Here is a 14,663-nt window from a genome sequence, read left to right as displayed (position 1 = left end):
GTTGCCGGTGGCCAGGCGCCGGCCGTCCGTTGCCGGTGGCCAGGCGCCGGCCGTCCGTTGCCGGTGGTCGGATGCCGTCGGTGAGGTGTCGGCTGTCGGCCGTCACAGGAGGCTGCCGCTGCCGTAGGGCGCGTACAGGTCCAGCAGTCGGGTGCGGGCCGAGTGCAGGCGGTGGGCGAGGATGCCGCCGACCCACTGGGCGACGGCGAAGCCGAGCGCGGGGTCCTCCTGGCACATCAGACGGATCGCGCCGGCGTCGAACTCGTGGGCGCGCACCGGGCTGGTGGCCTCGGCCCCCAGGTGCCAGACATGCGGGCTGAACAGCCAGGACCAGCCGATGAGTTCATGGTGTCCCAGGGTTTCGATGACGGCCGGGCGGCGGCCGGGCACCCGCATGTCGAGGGCGACCGTACCGGTCCGGATGATCCAGAACCGGTCGGCGGTGCCCCCCTCCTCGAAGATCCGGGCGCCCTGCGGGAAGGACACCTCGCGGGCGAACCGCATCAGCCGCTGCCGGTGCTCGGCGGGCAACGCCCGCAGCATGCCGGGTGTGGGGGGAGCGTTCATGACGACCTCCGGAACGGGCGTACGGACCCTGTCACCTCCAGCGTCGTCCCGCGCCCCGCTCCCGGCCATGGGTCACCCGGCCCCATGGTCGGGACCACCGGGCACCCCGGGAGAGCCCTTCGGCGCCCCTAGGGCGCCGAACGAGTGGACTCACCGGAGCGCGCCCCGGACGGTGGTCCCCGGCCTGGGCCGGGACGGTGATCTTTCGAGTACTGACCCGATGACCTTCCCGGAAGAGGCACCGCATGCGACCCACCCCCTCCCGCAGACAGTTCTCGGCGGCGCTGCTCGCGGCCTCCGTACTCGCCCCGCTGACGGCGGCCCCGGCCGCGGCCCTCCGGTCCTCCGGTCGTCCCGGCCGGCGGGCGTGCCCGCCGGACGGCCTCGGACCGGAACTGACCGCGCGGCTCGACCGGACCATCGAGGAGGCCCGCCGGGAGGCGGGCATCCCCGGGATCGTCACCGGACTGTGGATGCCGGGCAGGGGGAACTACGTCCGGGCGACCGGCGTGGCCGACACCGCCTCCGGCACGCCGATGACCACCGACGTCTTCGTACGGATCGGCAGCGAGACCAAGACGTTCACGGTCACCGCACTGCTCAAACTCGTCGACGACCGCAAGATCCGCCTGGACGACCCGATCTCGAAGTACGTCGCGGGAGTACCGAACGGCCGCCGGATCACTCTGCGCCACCTCGCCGAGATGCGCAGCGGCCTGTTCCCCTACACCGCTGACCAGGACTTCATCGAGGCGCTGTTCAGCGATCCGAGCCGCTCGTTCACCCCGGCGGAGCTCCTCCGCCACGGCTTCAGGCACCCGAACACCGCCGCGCCGGGCACGACCTTCCAGTACTGCAACACCAACCTGGTCCTGCTGGGGCTCGTGGTCGAGAGGGTCGGCGGACGCCCCTTCGCCGACTTCCTCCGCGAGCGGGTGCTCCGCCCCGCCCGGCTGCACCGCACCTTCTTCCCGGGGGGCGCCGAGTTCCCCGAGCCGCACCCGCACGGCTACACGGACGACATCCTCACCGGTGAGGTCGTGGACGCCACCGACTGGAACCCCAGTTGGGCCTGGGCCGCCGGAGCGATGATCTCGGACCTGCACGACCTGCGCCGCTGGGCGGAGATCGTCGCCACCGGGAAGCTCCTCAGCGCGGAGACCCAGCGGGAGCGGCTCAAGATGCTGCCGACCGGCTTCCCCGGCACCAGATACGGCCTCGGCATCCTGGAGACCGGCGGGTGGATCGGCCACAACGGCTCCCTGCCGGGCTATGAGAGCGTCACCGTCCATCTCCCCTCCAAGAAGGCGACGTTGGTGCTGCTGCTCAACACCGACATCACCCATGAGGGCCAGGAGCCCTCCTCCCTGGTCGCCCGCGCGATCACCGAGGTCGTCACACCTGACAACATCTACGACCGGCCGGCCCCCTGAACTGACGCCCGCCCGAGGCCGGCGACCAGAGGGTATGCGCGGAACATCCTCGTTCATCCGGCGTCATCCGGAACGCACCAGCCGTGCCGGCGCCGCCGTCGACGAAGGGTCTCAGCCGGAGCGGGGTGGTGTTCCCACGGACGGCGTCGGCACTGGTGAGCGGGATCGGGCGGGTGCACCCGTCACCGTGTTGCCCGACTTGGTGACGTGGTACGTGACCTTCGCGCCGCTCCAGAAGTGGAACGTGAGTGTCACGCGCGAGTTGTCCCTCAGCGAGGTGAAGAACTCGGCGGTCAGCTTGATGGCGTCGCCGGTGTACGCCGAGAAGGCCGTGTCCCACTGTTGGTACGACGTCCAGTCGGCCGGCCCCGCGTTGCCGCCGTCGTCGTACTTCGCCTCCATGGTCGCGAGCATGTCGCCCCGGAACTGCGTCGGAACGCTCAAGCCACCGGTGTTCCCCGAGGCGCTCGACAGCACCGGCCGCTCGTGGCTGATCACGTCGATCCGCCAGGGGACACCACGGGAGAACCTGGCCTCCAGCGTCGCGTTGACCCCGGGCGCCCGGTCGCCGACCAGCGCGGTGAGCGCGGCGGCCGTCAGGGTGAGCCGGTTGCCGGAGACGGTGTAGTCCCTGCCCTTGAGGAGAGGGTGGGAGCCGTGCCGCAGGCCCTGGAAGTCGGTGCCGTTCAGGTTGAGCGTGAGCTCCTGGCTCGTGACGGCCCCGGACTTCGGTACGAACACCATGTCGCTGGAGGCGGTGCCCGACCGCGCGGTCCAGCTCGCCCTGATCTGTCCGAACAGCTCCGCGTCGCGCCACTGCAGGGTGGTGCGGTTCAGGAACTGGCCGGCGTCCCACAGCATGGTGGTGAGGTTCCGCCGGCGGGCGTAGTCGCCGAGGTACTCGAAGTACTTGCGCTGTTCGCCCCGCTGGATGATGCCGGGCCGGTTGTGGTCGTAGGCCAGCAGCGCGTACTCGCCGATGACGACGGGGATACCGCGCGCGGTGAAGGCGTTGTGCACCCGGTCGAAGGTGCCGGTGAGGTCCTGCTCGGAGGTGGCGTCGAACCGGGTGTAGCCGGCGATGTTCACACTGAACGGCCACCAGCCGTAGAAGTGGACGGTCGTGGCCACCATGGGGTCGCGCAGGTCGGCCAGTTCGGTGGCCAGCGCGTCGAGGCGGCCCTGGTCGGCGTTGGTGTACAGCGTCGGCAGCACGAGCAGACGGTTCGCGTTCCCGCCGCCGGACCCGCGGACGATCCAGTGGAACACCCTGTTCAGTTCCGCCAGCCGCCGGTAGTTCTCATCGTCCCCGGACGTGCCGCTGAACGTGGGCTCGTTGATGCTCTCCAGCGCAAGCCTCGGCGACCTGTCTCGGAACTCGGCCGCTATCTGGGTCCAGGTCGCGGTGTAGCGGGCGAGGACGGTGTCGTGGTCCGTGGAGAGGTTGTTCACCCACATCCAGGAGTCGTGGTGCATGTTGAGCAGGACGTACAGGTCCTCGCTCAGCGCCAGATCCACGACCTGGCGCACCTTCGCCATCCAGGCCGCGTCGATCCGGTGGTCGGGCGCCGAGCCCTGGTGGATGCCCCAGGTGACGGGCAGCCGGATGCTCTTGAAGCCCTGTGACTTGACCTTCTGGAAGAGCGCCCTGGTCACCGGGGGATTGCCCCAGGACGTCTCGTCGGGGATGGCGTCGTAGGTGTTGCCCAGGTTCCAGCCGGGCTGCATCGCCGCCACCGCGCTCCGGGCGGCCGGGGAACTGGGCGGCGGCACAGGGGGATCGGCGGCCAGCGCGGTGGCGGGCAGCAGCGGAAGCAGGACGAGCGCCAGGACGAGAGCCGTCAGTCTCCGCGGGGTCCGCGACGACCGGCGCCGTCGCGGAAGAAGTCGTGCGAGTCTCCTCGTCATCACGTGCACCTTCTGTTGTGGGGGTGTGCGACACGTGGAGTCGGCCCGAGGCCGACACGGATACGGATTCGACAGAGCAACTTTCGCGATGAGCGGCGGAGAAATTAACACGAGGCTGTGGTCGGGGCCACAGCTGTGACGGAGGAGATGCCGTCGGCCGCAACTCCGCCCGAGGCGTCGAAGCGTCGAAGCGACAACGCGCGGTGACCGGGAGCGAGAGTGGCGGGCAGAGTTGGTTCTCGGCGGATGTCAACTGGCCTGATCGGCCGGGTTCTTGCGCTCCCGGCGGTACGCGAGGGCCCATTGACCCCATGGGCGACCCCTGGCTAGCCTCGTTCCGAAAGTATCCAGAGGAAGTAGCGAAAACTTTCGACGCCGCCGCCGGGTACGGCACCCCGCGCGGCACCGGCCGTCGGCGAAAGGACTCGACCAGGGTGTCCAACCTGCCCGATACCGGCAACACCTTCAGCAACCCGGTGATCCCCGGCTTCCACCCCGACCCGTCCGTCTGCCGCGTGGGCGACGACTACTATCTCGCCTGCTCCAGCTTCGAGTACTTCCCCGGCGTCCCTCTCTTCCACAGCCGGGACCTGGTCCACTGGACCCAGATCGGCAACGCCCTGGACCGGCCGAGCCAGTTGCGTCTCCCCAAGGAGACCCCCGCCTCGGGCGGGATCTACGCCCCCACCCTGCGCCACCACGACGGTCGCTTCTGGCTGATCGTCACGAACGTCAGCGGCGACGGCAATCTGCTGTTCACGGCCACCGACCCGGCCGGCCCCTGGTCCGAGCCCGTACGGCTGCCCGGCGTCCACGGCATCGACCCCGACCTCGCCTGGGACGACGACGGCACCTGCTGGTGCACCACCGCGGGCGTCGCACAGATCCCCATCGACCCCCACACCGGGGAGACCCTCGGCCCCTCCCGCCGTCTGTGGTCCGGCACACCCGGCGCCAAGGCCCCCGAAGCACCGCACCTCTACCACGTCGGCGACCACTGGTACCTGCTCATCGCCGAGGGCGGCACCGAACGCTGCCACGGTGTCTCCATCGCCCGTGGACCGTCCCCCACCGGCCCGTTCGAGCCCTGCCCGGCCAACCCGATCCTCACCCACCGCGGCACCGACCACCCCATCCAGAACACCGGCCACGCCGACCTCGTCCAAGGCCCCGACGGCACCTGGTGGATGGTCCTCCTCGGCGTACGCCCGGGCGGCGGCACCCCCGGCTGGCACGTCCTCGGCCGCGAGACCTGCCTCGCCCCCGTCGAGTGGGTGGACGGCTGGCCCGTCGTCGGCGAGGTCTCCCTCACCATGCCCGCCCCCTCCTGGCCGCTCCTGGCCCCGGCCACCGCGCCCGAGGTCCGGGACGACTTCGACACGAGCGAACTCGCCCCGCGCTGGGTCTCCCTGCGGCACCGCCCGGCGGAGGACTGCACCACGAAGGAGCGGCCAGGATGGCTGACCCTTCGTGCCCGTGGCGGATCACTCGACGAGCCCGACGTGACGTTCGTGGGACGACGGCAGCAGCACGTGGCCTGCCGGGTGCGCACCTGCATCGACGTCGCGGACGGGCACGGCGGCCTCGCCGTACGCCTCGACGAGCAGCACCACTACAGCGTCGAGGTCTCCTCCGGCCAGGTGCGGGTCCGGGCCCGCATCGGCCCGTTGAGCACCATCGTGGCCTCCCGTCCCGCACCGGCGGGGCCCGTGGTCCTCCGCGCCGAGACCAGGGAGGTGCGGACCTCGCACGATCCGCTCGCCGGCCCCGACACCGTCACCCTCGGATTCGAGGAACCCGACGGCACCTTCACCGCACTCGCCTCGCTGGACGGCCGCTACCTCTCCACCGAGGTGGCCGGCGGCTTCACCGGCCGGGTCCTCGGGATGTACGCCTCGGCGGACTCCGCGCATTTCGACTGGTTCGACTACGAGCCGCTCGACGACTGACGGCGCGCACCCCGGTGGACCGGCGCGCCCCCGGGGGAAGCGGTCAGGAGACCGCTTCCCCCGCCAACCGCTCCGGTTGCAGGTCCGGGACTCCGCCTGACCGCCACGGCGGCGAACGGACCCCTCCGGCGCACGCACCTGCGCCGTCACGTCCTCTGGCTCCGCCGCGCCGCGCGTCCGCCGCGCCGCGCGTACCGGCGCCGCGTCAGTCCCCGGCGTGCCGCCGCAGGAGCGACCGGACACTGAACGGCTGCACCTCCTGGAGCACGATCGTGGTGTTCGACCGGACCACGCCGGGTGCTTCCAGCAGCAGGTTCGTGATCCGGTGCAGGTCCGTGGTGTCCCGCGCGACGACGCGGGCGAGCAGATCGCCGTCGCCGGTGGTGACGAGCAGTTCGACCACCTCGGGGATCCGCAGGATCGCCTCCTGCGTCGGCTGCCCCACGCGCTGGCTGATCGACATCGTGATGAGGGCCGTCAGCGGATACCCGAGGGCCGCCGGCGCCACACGCCGACTGTGCTCCCTGAGAAGCCCGCTCTCCTCCAGCCGCTTCAGGCGCGCCTGCACGGTGTTGCGGGCGAGGCCCAGCCGGTCCGCGAGGGCGACCGTCGTGGCCCGGGGATCCGTGTCGAGCGCCAGAAGGATCCGGGCGTCGAGGTCGTCGACATGTCGCATGCTGCTCAGTATGACAGGGCGCGTACCGGGCCAGATTGAGCAGTCTGCTCAATCTTCGCGACGCATATTGCGCATTCCGATGGGCGTTTCTAGGTTCGCGCCATGCAAAAAGCGCAACGCGACAGCATGTCAGCGGAGAAGGGGCCCCGTGCCGACCACGGCGTGTGGGGCGACGAGGCCGAGATCGTCGACGCCGCCATCAACTACGCGTGGCGGCGCATCACGCAGGCCCCGGACCCGGTCTCGGGCGCCCGCCCCGCCGCCGACCTCGCCCTCGCGGCCGGTACGGCCGTCACCCCGTGGGGGATCGGTACCGCGGCAGCCATCAAACTGTTCGACCAGGTCCTGCTGCCCGCCACCCGCTCCCAGAACGCGCCGACGAACCTCGCCTACATCCCCGCGGCCCCCACCCGTGCCGCGCTCGCCTTCGACGCGGTCACCGGCGCGGCGAACATCTTCGCGGGCACCTGGGAGTCGGGAGCCGGCGCCATCCACGCCGAGAACGAGGCGCTGGCCTGGCTCACCGGACTGCTCGGATGGCCGAGCACCGCCGCGGGATGCTTCGTCAGCGGCGGCACCATGGGCAACCTCTCCGCGCTCATCACGGCCCGCGCCGCCGCGACCGCGTCGAGGCCGCGGCCCGCGGACGGCTGGAAGATCGTGTGCGCCGACAGCGCCCACTCCTCGATCAGGTCCGCGGCACAGGCGATGGACGTCACCGTCGTCACCGCACCCGTGGACCGGCGGGGGCACCTCACCGGAGACGCCGTGAACGCGGTGCTCACCTCCACGACCGGGGTGTTCGCCGTCGTGGCGACCGCCGGTACCACCAACGCCGGTCTGATCGACGACCTCGACGACATCGCCGACGCCTGCGAGCGCCACCAGGTCTGGCTGCACATCGACGGCGCCTATGGCGGGGCGGGCCTGGCGGCACCCAGCGTGCGGCACCGCTACGCGGGCATCGAACGTGCCGACAGCTTCATCGTCGATCCGCACAAGTGGCTGTTCGCCCCCTACGACTGCTGCGCGCTGCTGTACCGGGACCCCGCGCCGGCACGCGCCGCGCACAGCCAGACGGCGAGCTATCTCGACGCCATCGACCGCGAGGTCCACAACCCGACGGACCTGGCGCTCCACCTCAGCCGCCGGGCCCGCGGACTGCCGTTCTGGTTCAGCCTCGCCGTCCACGGGACCGAGCGGTACGTGCGCGCCGTGGAGCAGACCCTGACCGCCAGCCGCCTGGTGGCCGACGCCATCCGCGCCGACGACCGGCTCCGTCTGCTGGTCGAACCCGAGCTGTCCGTGCTCCTCTTCGACCGTCCGGGCTGGGACCCGCAGGACTACGCGACCTGGTCCGCCCGCACCGCCGAATCGGGCGCCATGCTGTGCGTGCCGACCCAGTGGAACGGCACGACCGTCCTCCGCCTGGCCTTCGTGAACCCGGACACCGACGCCGAGGAGGTCATCGAGACACTCCGCACGCTCGGCCAGGGCGAACTGAGAGGGGCGAGGGTGGAGGTGGACGGGTCCTGACGGGGCGGGGGGAGGGGCCTTTGCGCTACGCGAGGTCGACGCCCGCTGTCAGAGGGGGAAGGGATGATGCGCTGCATGACCGATCAGCAGTACTCCCGGCTGGCTGCCGAGCATCTTCCCGGCGATCTCGCCCAGCGCTGGACAGCGCTGCTGCGACCTTGCCTGCGCCTTCGTCGGGCGGTGGACGGCGAGCAGATCGTGGCTGCCCTCGGCGGGAACCCGGAGCTTCCGGCAGGGAGCGGCTGGCCGGAGTGGCCCGGACGCGGGCCACGGTCCTTCGTCGCTTCGGTGCGGTGTGTGCCGCACTCCCTCGTGAGGGGCTCGCTGAGCAGTTCCCGCAGGAGGGGACCCTGCTCTTCTTCCTTTTCGACGGTCAGGTCGACGAGGACGTCTTCGTTTCGGCTGATGACCCCGAGACCTGGGCCGGGGCGCAGGTCTTGTACGTCCCGGAGAACACCCCCGTGGTCCCGACCGAGGCGCCCCCGGAGTTGGAAGCGTTCGCGCGGGTGGAGCTGACCGCGGACACGGAGCAGAGCGCCCCCGACCTGTGGCTGCCTCAGGCACGGCAAGCCCTGCTCGGCGATACCCGGCACTGGCCCCACCCTCGCGAGACCCCGGCCGAGCTCAAGTCGTTCGTCCGCGCCTTCGGGCGGCTGCGCACCCGGATCGGTCACCAGGTCGGCGGCCACGCCGTGCCCGTCCAGGGCCCGGTGGAGTACGACATCGCGAACGCGGCGCTCGGCGGCATGCACGCGTGGGGCGAACAGCCCCTGGACCAGGAGGCTGAGCGCTGGGTGGTGCTCGCCCAGTTCGACAGTGACAGCGACGCGAGGACGGTGTGGGGCGACGGGGACACCCTCTACTGGCTCATTCGCCCCGAAGACCTCGCCGGCCGACGCTTCGGCCGCGCCCGGCTCACCGTGCAGGGGTAGCAGACTCCCACTGCCTGCCTGCCTGCCTGCCCGCCCTCCCCGCCTGGGCCGGTGTCACCGCCCGACGTCGAGGCGCGCATCGCCCGCAGACGGTGGTCGCGACGGCTGTTGGGGGAGTGACGGCAGTGGCGGCGGACGTCGACCGGAACTTCTGGCGACCGGACCATTGACACCGGTGTTCCCGAGGGCTGAGGATCGCGCCTGCACACCCTCGATTGAAACGATTCAGAATCGTATGGGTCGTTCGGTCCTGCGCACAGGAGAGGCCCGGTGCCCTGACCGGAGGCGGCCGGTTCCGCTCCTCGCTCCGCTCCGGCCACGTTCGGCCGCCTCGTCCCTCCCCGCGTCCAGCACTCCTGGAAAAGGTTCCCTCGATGCAGCACATGTCCCGCCGCTCGCTCCTCGGCTCGGCCATCGCCGTGGCCCTCGCCCCCACCCTTGCTTCGACGATCCTGCCCCGCCTCGCCTCCACGGCGTCCGCCGCTGTCTCGTGGACCGCGAAATGGATCTGGGCCCCCTCCAGCGCCGCGAACCAATGGGTGGCCTTCCGCAGAGCGTTCACCCTGGACGCGGCACCGTCGAAGGCGGTGACACGGATCGCGGCGGACTCGAAGTACTGGCTGTGGATCAACGGCACGCTGGTGGTGTTCGAAGGCGGCCTCAAGCGCGGCCCGAACCGTACGGACACCTACTACGACGAGATCGACCTCGCCCCGTACCTCAAGAGCGGCTCCAACACCGTCGCGCTGCTGGTGTGGTACTTCGGCAAGCAGGGGTTCTCGCACAACAGCAGCGGCAAGGGCGGGCTGCTCCTCCAGTCGGACATCGAGACCGGCTCGACCACGACCCGCCTGGTCAGCGACACCAGCTGGAAGCACACCGTCCACCCGGGATACTCGAACAACACCAGTGGCACACAGGTCAACTTCCGGCTCCCCGAGTCGAACGTGTACTACGACGCCCGTGCCGCCGCCGTCATGTCGGGCTGGCGCTCACCCGGCTTCGACGACAGCGCCTGGACGGCGCCGACCGACTTCGGCGCCGCGGGCTCCGCGCCCTGGAACGCCCTCGTCGAGCGGCCGATCCCGCAGTTCCGCCACTCCGATCTGAAGGCGTACGCGAACGCCGCGTCCCTCCCCGGCACCGGCCAGGGCTCCACCGCGATCTCGGCCACCCTGCCGTCCAACCTCCAGGTCACCCCGTTCCTGAAGGTGGACGCGCCCGCCGGCGCGGTGATCGGCATCCAGACCGACCACTACGACGACGGTGTGGGCCTCGTCGGCATCGAGCCGGGGACGCAGTACAACATGCGCGCCACCTACGTCTGCGCCGGCGGGGTGCAGGAGTTCGAGTCGCTGGCGTGGATGAGTGGCACGGCCGTGCGGTACACGATCCCCGCGGGTGTGACGATCCTGGAGCTGAAATACCGGGAGTCCGGCTACGACACGGACTTCGCGGGGTCGTTCAGCAGCAGCGACCCCTTCCTGGACACGCTGTGGACCAAGGCCGCCCGCACGATGTACGTCAACATGCGGGACAACTACATGGACTGCCCCACCCGTGAACGGGCCCAGTGGTGGGGTGACGTCGTCAACCAGCTCAAGGAGGGCTTCTACACCTTCGACCCCAGGTCCCACGCGCTCGGGAAGAAGGCGATCGCCCAGCTCGCCGCCTGGCAGAAGTCGAGCGGCGCACTGTACTCGCCGGTCCCCTCGGCGATCTGGACCGCCGAACTGCCCACGCAGATGCTCGCCTCGGTGTGGTCGTTCTGGACGTACTACCTCTACACCGGCGACGCCGCCGCCGTCACCGTCGCCTACCCGGCGGTCAAGAAGTACCTGGACCTGTGGAGCCTGGACAGCGACGGGCTCGTCAACCACCGGGCGGGGGACTGGGACTGGGAGGACTGGGGCTCGAACATCGACGCCCGTGTCCTGGACAACTGCTGGTACTACCTGGCCCTGGACACCGCCGCCAAGCTCGCCGACCTGAGCGGCAACTCCGGTGACGTGGTCGGCTGGAAGTCCAGGCGCGACAGCATCAAGACCAACTTCGACCGCGTCCTGTGGAACTCCTCCCGGGGCGAGTACCGCTCACCGGGCTACACCCGCGACACCGACGACCGCGCCCACGGCCTCGCCGTCGTCGCCGGACTCGCCCCCGCCTCCCGGTACCGGGCCATCACCGAGGTGCTGCGCACCCACCTCAACGCCAGCCCCTACATGGAGTTCTACGTCCTGGAGGCGCTCTACCTGATGGGCGCCGCCACGGTCGCCGAGGAGCGGATGCGCAACCGCTTCGCCGCCCAGGTCGCCGACCCGGCCTGCCACACCCTGTGGGAGGTGTGGGTGAAGTCGGAGGGCACGGACAACCACGCGTGGAACGGCGGCCCGCTGTACGCGCTGTCGGCCTACGCGGCCGGTGTCCGCCCCACCAAGCCCGGCTGGGAGACGTACGAGGTCGTCCCGCAGACCGGCAGCCTCAGCAGGATCAACACGGTGACGTCCACCGTCGAGGGCGACATCCGCTTCGGCATCACCCGCGACGGGACGAAGGCGACGCTGACCCTCACGTCCCCGGGCGGGACCACCGCGCGCGTGGGCGTCCCGACCTACGGGGGCGCGTCCCCGGTCGTCAAGGCGAACGACACCACCGTCTTCACCGGCGGCTCCTCCACCGGGAGTGTCGCCGGACTGTCCTACGACGGCAAGGACTCGGGGTATGTGTACTTCGTCGTCCAACCCGGCACATGGACGTTCACGGCGACCGGCGTGGGCCGTCTGGACAACCTCGCCCTGGGCCGGCCGGTCACCAGCAACAACAGCCTGGAGAACGGCAACTGGGGCCGTGACCGGCTCACCGACGGCACCCTCACCAGTGTGAACGGGGCCAAGGGGTACACCAGCAACGACTTCGCTTCCGCCGATGTCGGCGCAGCCCCCGTGTGGGTGGAGATCGACCTCGGGGCCGACACCGACCTCGACGCCGTACGCCTCTTCCCCCGCACGGACACCCCGGCGGCGGGCGGAGGCACGGCCGGTTTCCCGGTCGACTTCACCATCCAGACCCGGCTCGACGGGTCCAGCGTGTACACCACCGTCCGCACCGTCACCGGGCAGGCGAACCCCGGCGGCCGTGTGCAGACCTACGGTTTCCGGACCACCACCGCCCGCCACGTCCGTCTCCAGGTCACGAGGCTCGGCGCGCCCGCGTCCGACGAGACCGCCAAGTACCGTCTCCAGCTCGCCGAAGTCACCGTCCCCACCGCCGCGACCACCGTCACCGGCAACTACACCCTGGAGAACGGCGACTGGGGCAAGACCCGCGTGCTGGACGGCACCACCACCAGCGTGGCCGGCGCCAAGGGCTTCACCAGCATCGATTTCCCCTCCGCCGACGTCAGCGGCACACCGGTGTGGATCGAGGTCGACCTCGGCGCCGACCGGCCCATCGGGTCGGTCACCGTCCACCCGCGCACCGACACCGGTGGCTCGGGCGGAGGCACGGCGGGCTTCCCGGTCGACTTCACCTTCCAGACCCGCACCGACGGCGGCACCACCTACACCACCGCCCGCACCCTCACCGGAGAGCCCAATCCGAACGGCGCCGCCCAGACCTACACCCTCACCTCCGCCAACGGCCGCTATCTGCGCCTGAAGGTCACCCGGCTCGGCAGGGCCGCGTCCGACGAGACCGGCAAGTTCCGCCTCCAGCTCGCCGAGATACGCGTCAACTGACGCCGGAGACCCGGTCGATCCGAGCCGATCCCGGCCGGACCTCAGCCTGAAGCAGCCCGACCGCACCGGTAGTCGGTGTCCCGCAGGGACGCCGTGGCGCCGTGACGCCGTCGAAGATCTCCGGGAGGAACGGGTTGCGGATGTCCGGCAGCATCACGCCGATCGTGTACGTCGAACCGACCGCCGGGAAGCCCCTTCCACTCCGCCTCGGGCACCGCCGGGCGCGGACACGACCTAGGGCCAAGTGCCGAGAGGGAGCGGGACCATCGCAGGATTCCGGGCTCGGGGGCCGTCGTTAGCGTGGGCGATCGCATTCTCGACGCGTGAAGGAGTCCGATGCCCGACAGCGGCGGCCCCTCGTCCTTGTGCACGGCCGACGAAGGCGACTCGTGTGACGCGGCCGCCGAGTCGGGCGGCACGGTCACGGTCCCCGAGCGTTCCGACGCCGCTCGCAACCGTGCCCGGCTGCTGGCGGCCGCCGGTCGGCTGGTCGCCGAACACGGTGCCGAGCACGTCACCATGGAGGCGGTCGCAAGGGAGGCCGGCGTCGGAAAGGGCACGCTCTTCCGCCGGTTCGGCGACCGGGGCGGCCTCCTCCTCGCGCTCTTCGCCGAGGCCGAGGCCGACTTCGAGGAGGCCTGCACGTCGGGTCCGCCGCCCCTCGGACCCGGAGCCCCGGCGGCGGAGCGGCTCACGGCGTTCGGCTGTGCGCTCATTGAGCGCGTCGGGACCGACTCGGACCCGGGTGCCGCGCTCATACGCCAACTGCCCGGCGAACGCCGGTACGTCTCCGCGACCGTGGCCGCGTACCACCGCCATGTGTCGGCCCTCCTGCGGGAGGCGGGGGCGGGCGACGACCCCGACATGCTCGCCCACGCCCTGCTCGCCTTCCTGAACATCGACACCCTGGACCATCTGCGCCACGAGCACGCCGTCCCCGCCGCCCGCCTGCGGGTCACCTGGGCGGACCTGGTGTGCCGAGTGGTCCGCCCCCGAGCCTGAGAGCCCCTTTCGGAACGTTCCACTGCCCAGGCCTCCGCCACGGTGAGGCCACCTCCGGCTGCGACCGACCGACGCTCTACGGCCTCCCGCCCGGCTCCGTCGCCCCCGGCGCGGCATCGGGCCGGGGTGCGGTCTCGCCCGGGATCACCCGCGGAGGCGGGCCCGTGTCGTCGTCCTTCATGGCGCGGGCCTCCGCCTTGAGGATCCGCGCGGACTTGCCGGCCGAACGGGCGAGGTCGGGGAGCTTCTTGGCGGCGAGGACGGCTATGACGACGATGAGGATGACGGCGACTTCGCTCAGTCCGAACATGCTGGTCCTGTCTGCTGGGCGGCTCGGGCCGGACCGGGCCGGCGGCCTGTGGTCGGATGGGCCGGCAGCGGCCCGAAGAGAAAATCTACAGCACTGTAGAAGCGGATGGGTGGGGTTCCTGTCCAGGGCTCCTCCTGCCGTCGGTCGAACTCGCGGAGCAGGGCGTCTATACGATGGACCGCCTGTGAACGCAGAGGTGACGTACGGGAGGCCAGGAGTGACGGACCGGCGGCAGCGCGGCCCGCGGCGGGGCCAGGGGGAGCTGGAGGCGCTCGTCCTGTCGGCCCTGCGCGAGGCGGACGGCCCGGCGAGCGCCGGATGGGTGCAGGAACGCCTGGGCGGCGACCTCGCCTACACGACGGTGATCACGATCCTCACCCGGTTGCTGGCCAAGGGCGCGGTGACCCGTGAGCGTGCCGGCCGGTCCTTCGTGTGGACCCCGGCCTCGGACCAGGCGGGCCTGGCCGCGCACAAGATGCGCAAGGTGCTCGACGGGCAGAGCGACCGTGAGGCGGTCCTGGCCAGCTTCGTCACCTCCCTGGAGCCGGACGACGAGCGACTCCTGAGAGAACTGCTCGGGCAGGCGGGGGGCGAAGGGGAAGACTGAGACCTC

11 protein-coding genes are annotated in these 14,663 nt (G+C 71.0%); 7 read left to right on the top strand and 4 right to left on the bottom strand.

Annotation, left to right across the window (positions count from 1 at the left end; all coding sequences use genetic code 11):
• Positions 1–102: 102 nt before the first annotated feature.
• Positions 103–567 carry a cyclic nucleotide-binding domain-containing protein gene (locus tag AOK15_RS02640; RefSeq protein ID WP_055512297.1) on the bottom strand — a complete coding sequence of 155 codons (465 nt, stop codon included), beginning with the start codon at positions 565–567 and terminating at the stop codon, positions 103–105.
• Between the two features lie 245 nt (positions 568–812).
• Here AOK15_RS02640 and AOK15_RS02635 point away from each other — a divergent pair, with 245 nt between their 5' ends.
• Complete coding sequence (locus tag AOK15_RS02635) at positions 813–2,000, top strand: serine hydrolase domain-containing protein (protein WP_055512295.1); 1,188 nt, start codon at positions 813–815, stop codon at positions 1,998–2,000.
• Positions 2,001–2,111: 111 nt separating this feature from the next.
• Here the strand turns inward: AOK15_RS02635 and AOK15_RS02630 are convergent, their stop codons facing one another.
• Positions 2,112–3,908 (bottom strand): cellulase family glycosylhydrolase, encoded by a 1,797-nt coding sequence (locus AOK15_RS02630; protein WP_055512293.1) that lies wholly within the window; start codon positions 3,906–3,908, stop codon positions 2,112–2,114.
• Between the two features lie 434 nt (positions 3,909–4,342).
• Here AOK15_RS02630 and AOK15_RS02625 point away from each other — a divergent pair, with 434 nt between their 5' ends.
• Complete coding sequence (locus AOK15_RS02625; RefSeq protein WP_055512291.1) at positions 4,343–5,857, top strand: glycoside hydrolase family 43 protein; 1,515 nt, start codon at positions 4,343–4,345, stop codon at positions 5,855–5,857.
• Positions 5,858–6,062: 205 nt separating this feature from the next.
• Here the strand turns inward: AOK15_RS02625 and AOK15_RS02620 are convergent, their stop codons facing one another.
• Positions 6,063–6,533, bottom strand: coding sequence for an Lrp/AsnC family transcriptional regulator (locus AOK15_RS02620; RefSeq protein WP_055512289.1), 471 nt, complete (start codon positions 6,531–6,533; stop codon positions 6,063–6,065).
• A 126-nt stretch (positions 6,534–6,659) separates the two neighbouring features.
• Between AOK15_RS02620 and AOK15_RS02615 the strand changes: the two genes are divergently transcribed.
• The 4 genes from AOK15_RS02615 (at position 6,660) to AOK15_RS02600 (ending at position 13,740) form a co-directional block, all read left to right on the top strand.
• On the top strand, positions 6,660–8,069 hold the full coding sequence (locus tag AOK15_RS02615) for a pyridoxal phosphate-dependent decarboxylase family protein (protein ID WP_240508273.1): 1,410 nt from the start codon (positions 6,660–6,662) through the stop codon (positions 8,067–8,069).
• A gap of 293 nt (positions 8,070–8,362) precedes the next feature.
• Positions 8,363–9,001 carry a DUF1963 domain-containing protein gene (locus tag AOK15_RS44800; RefSeq protein WP_157870148.1) on the top strand — a complete coding sequence of 213 codons (639 nt, stop codon included), beginning with the start codon at positions 8,363–8,365 and terminating at the stop codon, positions 8,999–9,001.
• A 374-nt stretch (positions 9,002–9,375) separates the two neighbouring features.
• On the top strand, positions 9,376–12,738 hold the full coding sequence (locus AOK15_RS02605) for an alpha-L-rhamnosidase-related protein (RefSeq protein WP_079058266.1): 3,363 nt from the start codon (positions 9,376–9,378) through the stop codon (positions 12,736–12,738).
• A gap of 336 nt (positions 12,739–13,074) precedes the next feature.
• Positions 13,075–13,740, top strand: coding sequence for a TetR/AcrR family transcriptional regulator (locus tag AOK15_RS02600; RefSeq protein ID WP_079058264.1), 666 nt, complete (start codon positions 13,075–13,077; stop codon positions 13,738–13,740).
• A 76-nt stretch (positions 13,741–13,816) separates the two neighbouring features.
• On the opposite strand, the gene AOK15_RS02595 is transcribed toward AOK15_RS02600, so the two are convergent.
• The gene (locus tag AOK15_RS02595) at positions 13,817–14,050 is read right to left on the bottom strand and encodes a twin-arginine translocase TatA/TatE family subunit (RefSeq protein WP_055512283.1); all 234 of its coding nucleotides are present in this window, start codon (positions 14,048–14,050) and stop codon (positions 13,817–13,819) included.
• Positions 14,051–14,267: 217 nt separating this feature from the next.
• On the opposite strand from AOK15_RS02595, the gene AOK15_RS02590 reads away from it, so the two are divergent.
• Positions 14,268–14,657 (top strand): BlaI/MecI/CopY family transcriptional regulator, encoded by a 390-nt coding sequence (locus tag AOK15_RS02590; protein WP_055512281.1) that lies wholly within the window; start codon positions 14,268–14,270, stop codon positions 14,655–14,657.
• Positions 14,658–14,663 lie beyond the last annotated feature (6 nt).

This window comes from Streptomyces ossamyceticus, from assembly GCF_001418475.1.
Lineage (GTDB): Bacteria > Actinomycetota > Actinomycetes > Streptomycetales > Streptomycetaceae > Streptomyces > Streptomyces ossamyceticus.
The sequence above is the reverse complement of the archived record's forward strand: the minus strand, read 5'-3'. Positions and strand labels throughout refer to the sequence as shown.